The organism is Kribbella soli, from assembly GCF_004331345.1.
Lineage (GTDB): Bacteria > Actinomycetota > Actinomycetes > Propionibacteriales > Kribbellaceae > Kribbella > Kribbella soli.
The window spans coordinates 2390696-2406242 of sequence record NZ_SJJZ01000001.1; the positions used below are offsets into that span (position 1 = coordinate 2390696).

A 15547-nucleotide genomic window follows, 5' to 3' on the forward strand; every position below is an offset into this window, starting at 1 on the left:
GTCGGCGGGGTGACTGACGTGGTGGTGCCGCAGCGGCTGCGGAGCGGGGACCGGGTTGCTGTGGTGGCGCCGTCGGGGCGCGTGGATGCTTCGCGGCTCGACGCCGGCGTGGTCCACCTCAGGTCCTGGGGACTTGAGGTGGACGTGATGCCGTCGGTGCTGGCCGGGCACGAGCGGTTCCAGTACCTGGCCGCCGACGACAAGGCACGGGCCGAGGACCTGCGGAACGCCTGGCTGGACCCGCGGTACGCCGCGGTGTTCTGCGCACGTGGCGGGTACGGCGTGCAGCGGATGCTCGAGTACGTCGACGTCGACGAGTTGGTCGCCGTACCGAAGTGGTTCGTCGGGTTCAGTGACATCACTGCGCTGCACGAGCCGCTGAATGCACGTGGTCTCGTCACTCTCCACGGGCCGATGGCTGCTGCTGTGGAGCAGCTGGACACAGATGCGGGGCGTGAGCGGCTGCGGGCACTCCTGTTCGAGCCGGAGACCGTCACGGACCTGCTGGCACCGGCCGGGGCACGCACCGTGGTGGACGGCGTCGCCGAGGGTCCGCTGCGTGGCGGCAACCTGGCGTTGCTGGCGGCAAGCATCGGTACGTCGACGTACGCGCCACCGGTGGGTGTCGTCGTACTCGAAGAGGTCAACGAGGAGGCGTACCAGGCGGACCGGCTGCTCACTCAGCTGCTGCGCGCCGGGTGGTTCGAGCAGGTGACCGGTCTCGTCATCGGTGACTTCAGCAAGGGCGGCGAGGGGCTCGACGACACCATCCGCGAGCGGCTCGAGCCACTCGGCGTACCGACGGTGGAGGGTGCGGCGATCGGACATGAGGCGCTGAACCTCGCCGTACCGCTGGGACTGCCGGTACGGCTTGACGCGACCGCCGCAACGCTCACGCCAGGTGGTCTCGCAGGAAGCTGAACGCCTGCGGGTAGGCGTCCAGGCGGTTCGTGAGCTTGGCCAGACCGTGGCCCTCGTCCGGGTACACCAGCAGCTGGCACGGTACGCCGCGCTTCGTCAGAGCGTCCGTGATCTGCTCTGCCTCCGACAACGGGACCCGTGGGTCGTTGGCGCCGTGGATGACGAACAGCGGCGCCCGGATGTCGTCGACGCGGCTGAGCGGACTCGCCGACTCCAGGAACTCCCGGTCCGTCGCCAGGTACCCGTACTCGCGCTCCCGCATCGACCGCCGGTAGTCCGAGGTGTTCTCCAGGAACGTCACCAGCGAAGCGATTCCGACGATGTCCACGCCGGCCGCCCACAGGTCCGGCTGGAACGCGACACCGGCCAGCACCATGTACCCGCCGTACGAACCGCCCCAGAGAACGGCGCGCTGCGGGTCGCCGTCGATCGTCGGCAGCCACGCGTTGATCGCGGCCAGGTCCTTCACCGAGTCCAGCCGCAACTGGCGGTCGTCCAGCGAGTACCAGCGCTTGCCGTAGCCGGCCGAACCGCGGACGTTCGGTACGACGACTGTGTGGCCCTCACCGGCCAGCGCCGAGATGATCGGGCTCCAGATCCGCATCGCGGCGCCTTCTGGACCGCCGTGCACGTGGACCACTGTGGACCCCAGGCTCGGACCGGTCGGCCGGAACACGAACACCGGCACCTGTTCCCCGTCGAACGACGGAACGCGCAGGCTCTCCGGGTGCTGCAGCTCGGCCGGAACCTCCACCGAGCGGATCGCCGTCAGTTCACCGCCCGGCACGAACCGGTACACGGTCGGCGGGACGACCGGGGAGTTGTAGGTGATCGCCGCGAACGAGCCGTCCGGCGACCAGATCGGATCCGGGGTGGCGTACAACAGGCCCGCGCAACCACCGGCGGGCAGGTCGAGCGCAGTGATCGCCGACCCGTCCTCCAACCGGTGCAACGCGAGAGTGACCTCCCCGTCCTCCAGTACGCCGACCAACAGGTGCTCGCCGTCCGGTGAGGGCCACCCGGCGAGGTCGCGGGCGTCGTCCACCAGTAGATCGCTCCACGCGGCTTCGCTCACGTCGTACCGGCGGATCGCCATCCGGTCGCGGTCGGCGTTGCTGGACACCAGGAACGCGGACGAGTCGGGCAGCCAGGCGACCGGACCCTGATCGTTGTGCGCGTCCTCCGCGGTGAGCTCGGTGACGGACCGGCTCGACGTGTCGAGCAGGAGCAGCTGCATCGAGTTCGCCGGGCTGCTCGCCTTCGAGAGCACGACCCACTTGTCGTCCGGCGACGGGTCGACGCCCATGACCCAGCCGCCGCCGTCGTACAGGACGGTCTCGCGGCCGGTCGCCAGGTCGTGGGTGACCAGGTCGAAGTCGACGCCGTTGCGGCGGTTCGTCGTGTAGAGAACACTGCCGGCGCGAGCCGCGACCAGGTGGTGGATGTACGCGGCGTCGTGGACCAGTGGGGTCAGTGTGGGCAGACCGGGTTCGTCGAGGTCGAGCAGCGAGAGCTGACCGCGCTCGTCGCCGCCGGTGTCGTGCTCGACGACCACGCGGCTGCTCCCCGGAACGAACCGGGCGCCGCGGCAGGTGTCGTCGAGGTCGGTGAGTGCACGCCAGGTCCCGTCCGGGTCGACCTCGTTGACCTGACGGGTGCCGGTGCCGTCGTACAGGACCAGCATGCGGCCCTCGTCGTCGACGTCCAGGGCCATGGTGGTGGGCAGAGAGAAGAGCGTCGTCAGCAGCACGCCTTCATCCTCACATGACGAGGGGGTGTCCGACGGTGCTCCGCCGGACACCCCCGCCCGTCAGCGGTCGCCGTGCCAGGAGTGCCAGAGCGCGGCGTACGCGCCTTGGGCGTCGACCAGTTCGTCGTGGCCGCCCAGCTCGACGATCTTGCCGTCCTCGACGACGGCGATCACGTCGGCGTCGTGCGCGGTGTGCAGCCGGTGCGCGATCGCCACCACGGTCCGGCCCTCCAGCACGGTCGCCAGCGACCGCTCCAGGTGCCGCGCCGCGCGCGGGTCCATCAACGAGGTCGCCTCGTCCAGGACCAGGGTGTGCGGGTCAGCAAGGACCAGACGCGCCAGCGCGACCTGCTGCGCTTGCGCCGGCGCCAGCGAGACCCCACCGGAGCCCACCTCGGTGTCCAGCCCGTCGTCGAACCCGGCCACCCAGCCGTCGGCGTCCACCGACCGCAGTGCCGCCCACAGGTCCGCGTCGGACGCATCCTGCTTGGCCAGCCGCAGGTTGTCCCGCACGCTGCCCACGAACACGTGGTGCTCTTGGTTGACCAGGGCAACGTGACTGCGCACCTGCTCAGCAGACATCCGGTCCAGCGCCGCACCACCCAAGGTGATGTCACCGACGCGTGGCGAGTAGATGCCGGCCAGCAACCGGCCCAGAGTCGACTTACCCGCACCAGACGGCCCGACGAGCGCCACGCGGGCACCTGGCTCGACCGTCAACGTGACCCCGTGCAGTACGTCGCGGCCCTCCAGGTACCCGAACCGCACGTCGTCGGCCAGCACCGTCCGCCCGTCCGGCTCGTCCTCGCTCGTCGTCGCGGCGGTCTCCACCTCACGGACGCCGACCAGCCGCGCCAACGACACCTGTGCCACCTGCAACTCGTCGTACCAGCGGATCATCATGTTGACCGGCTCGACGAGCATCTGGATGTACAGCGCACCTGTGGTCAGCGCACCGACGGTCAGCCAGCCCTGGATCGCGAAACCGCCACCGATGACCAGTACGGCGGCCAACGCGACCGTGTGGGTCATGTTGATCACCGGGAACAGGATCATCCGCAGGTACAGCGTGTACCGCTCCCAGGCGACCCACTGACCGATCCGGGTGTCGCCCAAGGCGATCCGGCGGCCACCGAGCCGGTGCGACTCGACAGTCCGGCCGGCGTCGACCGTCTCGGCCAGTGCCGACGCGACCGCGGCGTACCCCGCCGCCTCCGACCGGTACCCGGCTGGTGCGCGCCGGAAGTACCACCGGCCGCCGATGATCAGGATCGGCGCCGAGATCACCACTGCCACGGCCAGCGCCGGTGCGGTCACGATCAGCGCGCCGATCAGCAGCGACGCCCAGATGATCGCGATCGTCAGCTGCGGTACGGCATCGCGCATCGCGTGCGACAGCCGGTCGATGTCCGTGGTGATCCGGGACAGCAGGTCACCCGTCCCGGCACGCTCCAGCACGCCCGGCGGCAGCCCGACCGCACGGACCAGGAAGTCCTCACGCAGATCCGCGAGCATCTCCTCGCCGAGCACTGCACCGCGCAGGCGGGTCAGCCGCACGAACACCGTCTGCACCGCGAGGGCGATGACGAAGCCGATCACGACGTACGGCAGGTCCACGTCGGTGCGGCCCTCGGACAGCTTCTGCACGACGTTGCCGAGCAGCCACGGACCGATCATGCCGCTCAGCGCTGCCACCGTGTTGACCAGCGTCAGCCAGAGGAACTGGCGCCGGTGCCGGCGGAACAGCTCCTTGATGTAGGCACGGACGGTCGCGCCACTTGCCACCGGGAGCCGCACTACCTCCTGCGGCGCTGCCGGGTCGTACTCCGGGCGCTTCACGCGAACTCCTCGAACTTAGGTTCTTCTTCACGGGTCACCACGGCGCGGTACCGCGCGTTGGTGTGCAGCAGTTCGTGGTGCGTGCCGACCGCTTCGACGCGGCCCTCCGGCACGAACACGACCCGCTCCGCCCGGTCCAGCATCAGCGGACTGGACGTGAACACCACCGTGGTCCGGCCGGCGCGCAGCAACTGCAGACCGTCCGCGATGCGCGCCTCGGTGTGCGCGTCGACCGCACTGGTCGGCTCGTCGAGCACCAGCACCTGCGGGTCGACGTACAGCGAACGCGCCAACGCCACCCGCTGCCGCTGGCCACCGGACAGGGACCTGCCGCGCTCGGTCAGCACCGCGTTCATCGCGTCGGACTCACCAGCAGGCAGCGTCTGCCGCAGTACGTCGAGAATGTCCTCGCACTGCGCCGCATCCAGCGCCGTCTCGGGTGAGACCGCGCCACTGCCCGGTACGTCGAACAGCTCGCGCACCGTCCCCGACAACAGCACCGGGTCCTTGTCCTGCACGAGCACGACGGTGCGCGCGGACTCCAGCGGGATGTCGTCCAGCGGTACACCGTCGAGCAGGACGGACGCCTCGTCGCTAGCTGACGGGCTGTGGCCACCCAGCCGGTCGGCGAGCAGACCGCCTTCGTCCGGGTTGCCGCAGACGACCGCGGTGAAGCTTCCGGCCGGGACGTGCAGCCCGGTCACCGGGTCGAGCACGTCGCCCTCCGGCAACTGGGCCGCAGCGGTCCCCTTGGTCTCGTCGGTCCGCTGCAACGACAGCACACGCGCGGCCCGGCGCGCCGACACCTTCGAGAAGATGAACGCGCTCGCCGTCTCCTCGAACGTGTGCAGCGGCACCAGCATGAACGTGATGAAGCCGTACGTCGTGACCAGCTCGCCGACCGAGATGTGGCCGGACGTCACCAGCCGGACACCCATCCAGACGACGAGCACCAGGAACAGCCCGAACAGCAGCACCTGCAGGGCCGCGATCAGCGACCACATGCGCGCACTGCGGACCGCACTGCTCCGGTACTCCTGTGAGGCGTCGCGGTACCGCTCGAGGAACAGTTGCTCACCGCCGATACCGCGCAGCACGCGCAGACCGGCGACGGTGTCGGCGGCCAGCTCGGTCGCCCGGCCGCCCTTGGCCCGCTGCTCGTCCGCGCGGCGCTCCGCGGGACCCATCAGCGGGACGATCGAGAACGCGAGCACCGGTACGGCGACCGCGACCACCAGACCGAGCTGCGGTTCGTAGAACAGCAGGCCGATCACGACCGCGAAGCAGGTCAGCAGCGCGGCCACGAACCGGCCGAGGACCTCGACGAACCAGCCGATCTTCTCGACGTCGCCGCTGCTCACGGCGACCACCTCGCCGGCGGCGATCCGGCGGGTCAGCAGCGAGCCCAGCTCCGCGGCCTTGCGGAACAGCAGCTGCTGCAGGCGTGCCGCCGTACTGATCCAGTTGGTCACCACGGCTTTGTGGAAGTAGGAGTCGGCGCCGGCCTTGGCCGCGCCGAACGCCAGCAGGAGGGCACCGGCCAGCATCAGCTTGGGCCAGGACAGGTCGATCGCCGCCTGAACGGCGAGACCGACGGCGACCGGAGCGGCGGCGATGCCGCCGAAGTACACGAGTCCCCAGAACACTGCGAGGGCCTGCCCACGCAGTTGCTGGTGCTCCAGCCAGAGGATGAGTCGGAGGCCGGATCGGGTGTCCGGCACACCCGGATCGGCGAACGGGACAAGGCGCAAAGACATGACGTCTCACAAGGAGGCATAGAAGGGTTGAAAGAAGGCACCTGACCAGGCGAATGGATCAAGCCTAGGCGGCCCCGCCGACAGTCCGTCAAACCGTTTTCCCGGACACCCGGGAACCGTTTCCAGACCGGGTAGTAAAGTCTTCAACGGACGGAGGGAGCCGGGTGGAGGAGCTGACGCGGGGGCGGCGGCTGCTGGTGCTGGCGATCTGTTGCTCCAGCCTGTTCATCGTCGGTCTGGACTCGACGATCGTGAACCTGGCGCTGCCGGCGATCCGGTCCGAGTTCGGGGCCTCGGTCGCGAAGCTGCAGTGGACGATCGACGCCTACACGCTGGTGCTGGCCAGTCTGCTGATGGTCTCCGGGTCGACCGCGGACCGCGTCGGGAGGCGGCGGACGTTCCAGGTCGGGCTGGTGCTCTTCGGCATCGGGTCGTTGCTGTGCGGAGTCGCGTCGACCGTCGACCTGCTGATCGCGTTCCGGGTGCTGCAGGCCGTCGGCGGGTCGATGCTGAACCCGGTGGCGATGTCGATCATCGCCAACACGTTCACGAACCCGCGCGAGCGGGCGCAGGCGATCGGTGTCTGGGGCGGCGTGGTCGGGCTGAGCATGGCGGTCGGTCCGGTCGTCGGCGGGTCGCTCGTCGACGCTGCCGGGTGGCGGTTCATCTTCTGGATCAACGTGCCGGTTGCGGCCGCCGCCGTACTGATGACTGCCTTGTTCGTGCCCGAGTCGCGCGCCGCCGTGCCGCGGCGGATGGATCCGGTCGGGCAGGTGCTCGTCGTACTGCTGCTGGGCGGTCTGACGTACGGGATCATCGAGGGCCGGTCCGCCGGGTGGGGGTCTCCGCTGATCATCGGGTGCTTCGTCGTGTGCGTGGTGGCACTGGTGACCCTCGTGTACTACGAACGTCGTCGAGAGCAGCCGCTGCTGGAGCCACGGTTCTTCCGGAGTGCACCGTTCTCCGGTGCCACGCTGATCGCGGTGTGCGGGTTCTCGGCGCTGTCGGCGTTCCTGTTCCTCAACTCGCTCTACCTGCAGTCGGTGCGTGGTTTCACTGCGCTGCACGCCGGTCTGCTCACGCTGCCGATGGCTGCGATGACTGTGGTGTTCGCACCAGTCTCCGGTTGGCTGGTCGGCCACAGAGGTCCACGGGTGCCACTAGTGGTGGCGGGCACCATGCTGACCGTGTCCGGGCTGCTGCTGTCCCAGCTGACCACTACTACTGGCACTGTGCATCTGCTGATCAGCTACCTGGTCTTCGGACTCGGCTTCGGCATGCTGAACGCACCTATTACCAACGCGGCCGTCTCCGGCATGCCGCGAGCACAGGCGGGTGTCGCCGCAGCCATCGCCTCCACCAGCCGCCAGGTCGGCGCCTCACTGGGCGTTGCAGTCGCCGGCACCGTCCTCACTGCGCGCCTGGTCGGTTCTCTCGAGACCGGCTTCGTCAGCGCCGCCCTGCTCTGCTGGTACATCATCGCGGGCTGCGGAGTACTGGTGCTGGCGCTGGGGCTGATCACCACGTCCCGGTGGGCCCGTCGTACAGCGGAGGACCTCGTCAGGGCTGGATGATCTCGGCCCGGACCAGGGCCTTGAGCCGGCCGCGGAGGATCTTCTGGCGGCGCTCCTCGTCCGGGAACAGGTCCAGGTAGGCAGGGCCCTTGGCGGCGAGCAGGTCGTCGTCGAGGCGTCGTACCGTGCCGGCTGGGGCTCGGTGCGTCATAGCTGCCTGCACTGCTTCGCTGTCGATACCTGTGAGCAGTTCGGTGAGCTGCTCCTCCGTGGTGACGCCGAGGCGGAGCAGGATGCCCAGGATCCAGGCGTAGTGCGTGGTCTTCGCGTGCGGCGCGTCCGGGTAGCGGCGGGTCAGGTACGTCGTCAGCGTGGCCGTGGTCAGGTCCAGCGGCGCCTTGTCCGACGCGGTCGCCGCCAGCTCGCGGTACAGCCGGTCGATCTCGGTGAACTCGTTGTCGGCGAGCTCCATCAAAGCCGCGGCCAGCAGGAACCGGCGGTCGAACTCAGGCTTGCGCTCCGGCGGGATGTCCAGCTTGTACCGGATGTCGTGCTCGAACTCGGCCCACGCGTGCTGGACCGCCGTCCGGACCTGGATCTCCATCACCAGGTTCTTCAGTACGGCGTACTCCGGCAGCTCCCGGCGGTGATCGTTCAGCCGGACCAGGTAGTGCTTGCTGGCGTACCCGAAGACGCCCTGCGCCCGGGTGTGCGCGCCCATGTCGGTGTGCTCGACGATCTCGAACTCTTCCTCGATCACCTCGCAGACCCGGTCCACCGCCTCGACCAGGAACGTGATGACACGGGCCGCGACCAGGTCGGTGATCTGGTTCAGCGGGTCGTCGTACTTCGGCCGGGTGGGGTCGTCGGGATGCGGCTTCGACGCTTTCGCGAGGAACGACTCGGGGTCCTTCGCGCGCGCGGTCGCGGTCAGGTAGTTGATGCCTTCCTCTTCGCCGATCAGCTCGTTGATCAGCGACTCGAGCTTGCGCGCGCCGCCGACGTACTGCTGGTGCACCCGCTCGTACAACGCACCAGCCTGCGGAACCCACTCCACCATGCCGGAACCATAGTGGTCTTGAGGTCGCTCGTGGTGTCTATCGGTTTCTAGTGATTTCACTAGAAAGTCGTAGAGACCCATCGCGACACGCTCTGCTCCTTGATCGGTCAATCTACGGAAAACGCTAGACGGCCTCATACAGTGAAAGCATGGATCCGATCCGGAATCCCTATGCGCCCGGCGCCGGTCAGCGGCCGCCTGAGCTGGCCGGACGCGACACCGAGGTGCGGCAGTTCGAGGTGGTGCTCGAACGGGTCGCGGCAGGCAGACCGGAGCGGAGCCTGGTGCTCAGCGGTCTCCGGGGCGTCGGCAAGACGGTGCTGCTCAACACACTGCGCTCGCAGGCGATCAAGCGGGCATGGGGCACCGGGAAGATCGAGGCGCGACCGGACCAGAGCATCCGGCTGCCGATCGCGCAGGCGCTGCACACCGCGATGCGGGAGCTGGGGCACCGGCACCGCGACGACGAGAAGGTCGACCAGTTCAGCGCCGTACTGAAGGCCTTCGCGTTGCGGACGGCGGCGAACGACCGCAAGGGGATCCGCTGGCACCCGCCGGTGGACGTGGCCGCGGCGAAGGGCCGGGCCGACTCCGGTGACCTGGAGATGGACCTGATCGAGCTGTTCGCCGATGCCGCGGACCTGGCCGGTGACCTGACCGTCGGGGTCGGGCTGTTCATCGACGAGATGCAGGACATCAGTGCGGACGACCTGTCCGCACTGTGCGCCGCTTGTCACGAGATCTCGCAGCAAAGCGCGCCGCTGGTCGTCGTCGGCGCGGGACTGCCGCATCTGCCCGCCGTACTGTCCGCCAGCAAGTCGTACTCCGAGCGATTGTTCCGCTACATCCGTGTGGACCGCCTGGCGCGGGAGGCGTGCGACCGGGCGCTGATGGTGCCGGCAGAGAGCGAAGGCGTGCAGTACGACGAGGAGGCGCTGGACGAGCTGTACGCGCAGACGGACGGGTACCCGTACTTCGTGCAGGCCTTCGCGCACTCGACCTGGGACCACGCGCCGACCTCACCCATCACCATCAAGGACGTCGCCGTCGCGGGCCCCGAGGCGTCGGCCGAGCTGACCGTCGGCTTCTTCGGCTCCCGCTACGAACGCGCCACCCCCGCGGAACGCGAGTACATGCGCGCCATGGCCGAACTCGGCATCGGCGTCGACGACGGCTCCGTCCCCACCGCCGAAGTCGCCAGCACCCTCAACCGCAAACCCCAGTCCCTCTCCCCAGCCCGCGACGGCCTGATCAAGAAGGGCCTCGTCTTCTCCGCCGAACGCGGCACGGTCGCGTTCACCGTGCCGCATTTCGGAAAATTTCTGCGTACCAGGACGGCTTAACGAAACCGGGCTTTCGTGCCTCGGCAGGTATCGGTAGGGTCACGTGTCATGACCACCCGGCGGAGCGGCCAGCGCGGACCCACGTCTGGGCGGCGGCGGGGTGGGCGGCACAGTCGGCGGAAGTCGTACAAGGGGCAGTGGCTTGTGGTGACGGCGTTGGCGGTGCTGGGGACCGTCGTGGTGGCGCATCCGGATGTCGCGCACCGGAACAGCTTGGCGGCGCAGGCGGTTGCGGGAGTCAACGAGGTTGCTCAGGAAGCGCCCGTGACCTCGGTCACGCCCAAGGTGACACCGGTTCCCATTGCCACGCCGACGCAGAAGTTCACCACTCCGTTGCGACCGGCACCGACCCTGACGCGCAAGCCCAAGGGTGCGAAGCCGAACGTGCTCGTGTCGACCGGGAAGCTCGCCGTGGTGCCTGGGTTCAACAAGGCGACCGGTGTGCGCGACAAGATGACGTACCGCGTGGAGATCGAGCAAGGTGTGTCGGTGAACGGTGCCGCGGTCGCGGCCGCCATCCACAAGACGCTGACGGACCCGCGCGGCTGGCAGGCGGTGCACGAGGTGAGTTTCGAGCGGACGGACCGCGTCGACGCCGACCTCCGGATCATCCTCGCCACGCCGACCCTGACCGACAAGCTCTGTCTGCCGCTCGACACGGGCGGTGAGGTCTCCTGCCGCGTCGAGGACCGCGTCGTGCTCAACGCGAAGCGGTGGATCTACGCGATCCCGGCGTACAACGGGAAAGTCGACCTGTACCGCAGCTACCTGGTCAACCACGAGGTCGGCCATGCGCTCGGCCACGGCCACTCGACCTGCACGACCCCGAAGACCCCCGCGCCGGTGATGATGCAGCAGACCAAGGGTCTGGCCGGTTGCCTGCCGAACGCCTGGCCGACGATCAAGGCGACCTGAGAAACTGGGTACGACGGGAGGGAGTAACCGATGTCGTCACAGGACTTCCCGACGTACGGCAGGGACGAGCAGCCCGAGCAGCAGGGGCCCGGCGAGGAGCAGCACTTCGCTCCGCCCACGCCGTACGGCGGCGGCACGTACGGCGCCGGTCAGTCTGCCCCGCCGGAGCAGTTCCCGTACGCGCAGCCGCAGGCCTACGGAACGCAGCCACCGGCTCAGGGCAACCCGGCGTACCACCAGCCCCCGACCTACCGCCCCGGTGCACCGTACGGCGCCCCGGTGAGCCCGGAGCCGCATGAGCTCCCGAAGTACGGCCGCGAGGAGCACTCGCGTGACCCGCGTGCCGCTCGGGTCGTCGGCCTGGCCGCGTTCATCGCCGCGATCTACGGGCTGCTGGTCGTCTCTGTTCAGCGCGTCGCGCTCCGGGAGATCTCGCAGGCGCCAGGCTCGCCGCTCAACCACCCACTCCGTACTGACGTACTCGACGCGATCGGTCAGCTGCTGCTCGTGGTCGTCGGCACCGCCGCGCTGGTGATGTGGGTCCGCGACGTGATGGCCCGCCGCAAGGCCAGTCGCCGGCCTGACCCGGCCGAGCTGGCCGGTCTGCTCCTGGTCGCGGTCTCCGTCGTCCCGATCCTGGTCTGGCTGCTCATGGTGCTGTCCACAGGTCTGGGTGCCAGCGACGACGCGGTCCACCGGCTGCCCACGGCGTACGGCTGGGGTGGTTTCGGCCTGCTGATCCTCGCCGTCGGCCTCTTCCTCGGGTACCGCGAGCTGAAGCCCGACGTACCGAACCCGGTCGTCAAAGGCGCCCCGGCCAAGGCTCCCTGGGAGTGAACGCACCTGTCGTCCTCGTGCCCGGCCTGGGCCTCGGCCCGGAGTCGTACGCGCGGACGGTCGAGCACCTCGTCACGCCGTACCACGTGGTCACCTTGCCCGGGTACGGCGAACCGGCGGGCACCCGTGAGGACCTGCACCCCCGCGCCCTCGCGGTAACGCTGGCAGGGAAGATCCGCGAGCGGTCCGTGCTCGTCGGCCACTCGGCGAGCTGTCAGATCGTCGTCGAGATGGCGATCCGCTACCCCGAGCTCGCCCACGCGCTAGTTCTCGCCGCCCCGACCGGCGACGTCCGGCTGTCGAGCTGGGTCGACCGCGCGGTCAGGCTCGTCGGCTCCGCCATCCCGGACGCGCCGAAGCTGGTCCGGATCAGTCCCCAGTACGCCCGTACGACGCTGCCGTCGATCGCCCGCGCCGGCGAAGCGTCGAGGCACCACGACCTGGCTGCGGTCATGGCCCACGTCCAGGCGCCGGTGGTCCTCGTCCGCGGCCGGCACGACCTGCTGTGTACGGCGGAGTGGGTCGAACGGCTCGCCGAACTCAGCCACGGCGAGGCCCGCACGCTGGACTCCGGGGCCCACATGCCGGTCGTCACGAACGGCCCTGAGCTGGCCGCTCTCATAGAACGAGCGGCCGCTCTTCCGGAAAGTCGCTGACGAGTTAAACTCAGCAGCACAAACCTATGCGGGAGCTCGCACCGAGGATGCGCGGGCTGAGAGGGCGACAGCTGGGTCGCCGACCGCCTGAACCTGACCGGGTAATGCCGGCGTAGGGATTGGGGTCACTCATGACCGATACAGCTGTTCGTCCTGCCGGTACCACCGAGGCGCCGCTCGTCCTCACCACCGATGCGCCGCGCACGCTCGGCTTCTTCGACCAGTTCACGCTCTGGGGCAACTTCGGCATCTCGCTGTTCGGCCCGGTGACCGGTGCGCTGGTGGCGGCGTACACCGGCTCGCTCTGGCAGGGGCTGCTCGCGGTGGTCGTCGGCTGTGGCATCGGTGCGTTGGTGCTCGGTGGCGCGGCCGTGTTCGGGTCCCAAACGGGTGCGCCCGCGATGGCGAGCCTGCGGGGTCTGTTCGGCCGCCGTGGCTCGATCGTGCCGACCGTGCTGAACATCGCGCAGAACGTCGGCTGGGCGACGATGGAGATCATCGTCATCTCACAGGCCGCGGTCGCGGTCACGAGCGAGCGGTGGCGCTGGCTGTTCGTCGTACTCGCCGGAATCATCGCGACCGCGATGGCGGTCCGCCCGCTCGGCAGCGTGAAGATCCTGCGGAAGTTCATGGTCTGGCTGGTGCTGCTCGCGTCGGTGTACCTGTTCGTGCAGGTGCTCAGCAAGCCGGTGCACGCCCTGTCGCAGGACAGCGTGTTCGGCTTCTGGCCGGCGGTCGACCTCGCCGCTGCCGGTGTCGTGTCGTTCGCACCACTGGCCGCGGACTACACGCGGCACTCGCGGACCAACAAGGCCGCGTTCGCCGGCTCCTCGCTCGGCTACGGCCTGGCGGCGATCGCGTACTACGCGCTCGGTGTGGTCGCTGTGGCGACGCTGCAGACCAACAGCGAGGACGTGATCACCGCACTGGTCACGCTGCCCGCCGGTGCGATCGCGCTGTTGGTCCTGCTGGTGGACGAGGTCGACGAGGCGTACGCGAACGTCTACTCGACCACGATGGCCGCGCACAACCTGATCGGTCACATCGACCGGCGGTGGATCTCGGTCGCGATCGGCGTCCTCGCCACCGGCATCGCGCTGTTCATCAACCTGGGCAACTACACCCAGTTCCTGTACCTGATCGGCTCGGTCTTCATCCCGTTGTTCGCGGTCGCGATCGCGGACTTCTTCGTGGTCAGCAAGATGAAGTGGGACGTCTCCGGTACGGCGAAGTTCCGCTGGCAGCCGACCGCTGCCTGGCTGATCGGCTTCGTCGCGTACCAGTTGGTGAACCCTGGCACCGTCTCCGGCTGGTCCCCGTTCTGGACGAAGATCCAGCAGGCCGTCTTCAACGACCAACCGGTGCCGGGCTGGCTCGGCGCGACGTACACCTCGATCATCGTCTCGATGGTGGCCGCTGTGCTGCTCGGCCGGATCGGTCGCCGGCCTACCGCCTAGCGGTACTCGGGGTTCTCGAAGTCGAAGCGGCAGCCGGCGTCCCATTCGGAGCGCTGGTTGCCGTGGGCAGGGATCCCGCCGGCGTCCTTCAGGATCCTTGCCAGGTGCAACAGGTTCCAGGTCATGAACGTGGTGTTCCGGTTCGTGAAGTCGTTGTCCGGACCACCGGACCCTTCGTCGAGGTACGACGGCCCGGGGCCGGCCTCGCCGATCCAGCCGGCGTCCGCCTGCGGCGGGACCGTGTACCCGAGGTGCTGCAGCGAGTAGAGGACGTTCATCGCGCAGTGCTTCACGCCGTCCTCGTTCCCGGTGATCAGGCAGCCGCCGACGCGCCCGTAGTACGCGTACTGCCCGTGCTCGTTGAGGATCGACGAGTTGCCGTACAGGCGCTCGATCACCTGCTTGGTGACGGAGCTGTTGTCGCCCAGCCAGATCGGGCCGGCGATCACCAGGATGTCGGCGGCCATCACCTGCTCCTGGATCGCGGGCCACTCGTCCGTTGCCCAGCCGTGCTCGGTCATGTCCGGCCAGACGCCGGTCGCGATGTCGTGGTCCACGGCGCGGATCACGTCGACCCGTACGCCCTGTTTCTCCATGATCTGCCGGCTCACGTCCAGCAGGCCCTCGGTATTGCTGCGCTCAGGTGACCGTTTCAGCGTGCAGTTGATGAAAAGCGCGCGTAGGTCGTCGTACGTCGTCATGCTTTCAGTGTGTGTATGCACGCGGCGGCGGCGCGAGAGTACGGCGATTACCGCTCGCTTTCCGAACCGTGACTGGAACTGACCCGTGATCACCGTGATACTTGCGGTCATGCTGAACTCCGCACTGCGTAGTCGGGCCGAGTATGCGGAACTCGGTGCCGACGGACTGGCCGCGCGCACGTCGCCCGAGCGGGACGCGCTGATCGTCAAGGCGGTGCAGGAGCTGCTGGAGGGCCGCGAGACGGTGCTCGACCTGTGCTGCGGGTACGGCCGGATCGCGCTGCCGCTGCGCCGCGCCGGCAAGGTCGTGCGCGGCCTGGACATCTCGCCCAACCTGCTCGAGGCCGGCCGCGCCCGCGCCGCCGAGGAGGAGCTCGCGATCGACTGGGCGATCGGCTCGATGACCGATCTGCCGTACAAATGGGACTCGTTCGACGCGGTGATCTGCCTGTGGACGGCGTTCCACGAGCTGTTCGCCGAGGACGAGCAGATCTCCACGATCTGCGAGATCTCCCGGGTGCTGAAGCCCGGCGGCATCGCGATCATCGAGGGCCCGGTCTGGGGACCGGCGACCGCGGCCGAGATCGCCAACGGAATGCGTCAGGGCCCGGAGCACCGGATCGTCACCACTGAGCACGACGACGAGCACAGCAGCGTGCACTTCATCCACGACGAGATCAGCTACGGCAGGCTCTGCGCGGCCGCCGGAATCGACGACTTCAAGGTCTACAAACGTGACTGGGGCGGCCGTCGGCGGCTGATCCTGGAGATCCACCAACCGTCAACTTCCTGACATG

At 68.8% G+C, this 15547-nt stretch carries 13 protein-coding genes and 1 riboswitch; of the genes, 8 read left to right on the plus strand and 5 right to left on the minus strand.

Annotation, left to right across the window (positions count from 1 at the left end):
• Positions 1 to 9: 9 nt before the first annotated feature.
• Positions 10 to 921: a S66 peptidase family protein gene (locus tag E0H45_RS11970; RefSeq protein WP_131337010.1), complete on the plus strand. Its 912-nt coding sequence runs from the start codon at positions 10 to 12 to the stop codon at positions 919 to 921.
• Here E0H45_RS11970 and E0H45_RS11975 read toward each other — a convergent pair.
• The 3 genes from E0H45_RS11975 to E0H45_RS11985 are packed head-to-tail and all read right to left on the minus strand — an operon-like array spanning position 893 to position 6267.
• Complete coding sequence (locus E0H45_RS11975) at positions 893 to 2671, minus strand: S9 family peptidase (protein WP_238154922.1); 1779 nt, start codon at positions 2669 to 2671, stop codon at positions 893 to 895. The genes E0H45_RS11970 and E0H45_RS11975 overlap by 29 nt on opposite strands.
• 60 nt (positions 2672 to 2731) lie before the next feature.
• On the minus strand, positions 2732 to 4510 hold the full coding sequence (locus E0H45_RS11980; protein ID WP_131337012.1) for an ABC transporter ATP-binding protein: 1779 nt from the start codon (positions 4508 to 4510) through the stop codon (positions 2732 to 2734).
• Positions 4507 to 6267: an ABC transporter transmembrane domain-containing protein gene (locus tag E0H45_RS11985; protein WP_131337014.1), complete on the minus strand. Its 1761-nt coding sequence runs from the start codon at positions 6265 to 6267 to the stop codon at positions 4507 to 4509. The genes E0H45_RS11980 and E0H45_RS11985 overlap by 4 nt, the downstream gene beginning before the upstream one ends.
• Before the next feature lie 164 nt (positions 6268 to 6431).
• Between E0H45_RS11985 and E0H45_RS11990 the strand changes: the two genes are divergently transcribed.
• A complete protein-coding gene (locus E0H45_RS11990) occupies positions 6432 to 7841 on the plus strand; it encodes an MFS transporter (protein ID WP_131337016.1) in 1410 nt (469 codons plus the stop codon).
• Here E0H45_RS11990 and E0H45_RS11995 read toward each other — a convergent pair.
• Positions 7828 to 8841: a GTP pyrophosphokinase gene (locus tag E0H45_RS11995; protein ID WP_131337018.1), complete on the minus strand. Its 1014-nt coding sequence runs from the start codon at positions 8839 to 8841 to the stop codon at positions 7828 to 7830. The two genes, E0H45_RS11990 and E0H45_RS11995, sit on opposite strands and share 14 nt — an antisense overlap.
• A 149-nt stretch (positions 8842 to 8990) precedes the next feature.
• Between E0H45_RS11995 and E0H45_RS12000 the strand changes: the two genes are divergently transcribed.
• From E0H45_RS12000 to E0H45_RS12020, 5 genes are all read left to right on the plus strand, one after another.
• Positions 8991 to 10184 carry an ATP-binding protein gene (locus tag E0H45_RS12000; RefSeq protein WP_131337019.1) on the plus strand — a complete coding sequence of 398 codons (1194 nt, stop codon included), beginning with the start codon at positions 8991 to 8993 and terminating at the stop codon, positions 10182 to 10184.
• A gap of 48 nt (positions 10185 to 10232) precedes the next feature.
• Complete coding sequence (locus E0H45_RS12005; RefSeq protein ID WP_131337021.1) at positions 10233 to 11099, plus strand: DUF3152 domain-containing protein; 867 nt, start codon at positions 10233 to 10235, stop codon at positions 11097 to 11099.
• A gap of 30 nt (positions 11100 to 11129) precedes the next feature.
• The gene (locus E0H45_RS12010) at positions 11130 to 11936 is read left to right on the plus strand and encodes a hypothetical protein (protein WP_131337023.1); all 807 of its coding nucleotides are present in this window, start codon (positions 11130 to 11132) and stop codon (positions 11934 to 11936) included.
• Positions 11933 to 12592 carry an alpha/beta fold hydrolase gene (locus E0H45_RS12015; protein WP_131337025.1) on the plus strand — a complete coding sequence of 220 codons (660 nt, stop codon included), beginning with the start codon at positions 11933 to 11935 and terminating at the stop codon, positions 12590 to 12592. Before E0H45_RS12010 ends, E0H45_RS12015 begins: the two co-directional genes overlap by 4 nt.
• Positions 12593 to 12610: 18 nt before the next feature.
• Positions 12611 to 12728: riboswitch (TPP riboswitch) on the plus strand.
• A complete protein-coding gene (locus E0H45_RS12020) occupies positions 12724 to 14049 on the plus strand; it encodes a purine-cytosine permease family protein (protein ID WP_131337027.1) in 1326 nt (441 codons plus the stop codon). Its footprint overlaps the riboswitch before it by 5 nt.
• On the opposite strand, the gene E0H45_RS12025 is transcribed toward E0H45_RS12020, so the two are convergent.
• On the minus strand, positions 14046 to 14750 hold the full coding sequence (locus E0H45_RS12025; protein WP_131337029.1) for a flavodoxin family protein: 705 nt from the start codon (positions 14748 to 14750) through the stop codon (positions 14046 to 14048). The two genes, E0H45_RS12020 and E0H45_RS12025, sit on opposite strands and share 4 nt — an antisense overlap.
• Positions 14751 to 14859: 109 nt before the next feature.
• On the opposite strand from E0H45_RS12025, the gene E0H45_RS12030 reads away from it, so the two are divergent.
• Positions 14860 to 15543: a class I SAM-dependent methyltransferase gene (locus tag E0H45_RS12030; protein WP_131337031.1), complete on the plus strand. Its 684-nt coding sequence runs from the start codon at positions 14860 to 14862 to the stop codon at positions 15541 to 15543.
• Positions 15544 to 15547: the final 4 nt, after the last annotated feature.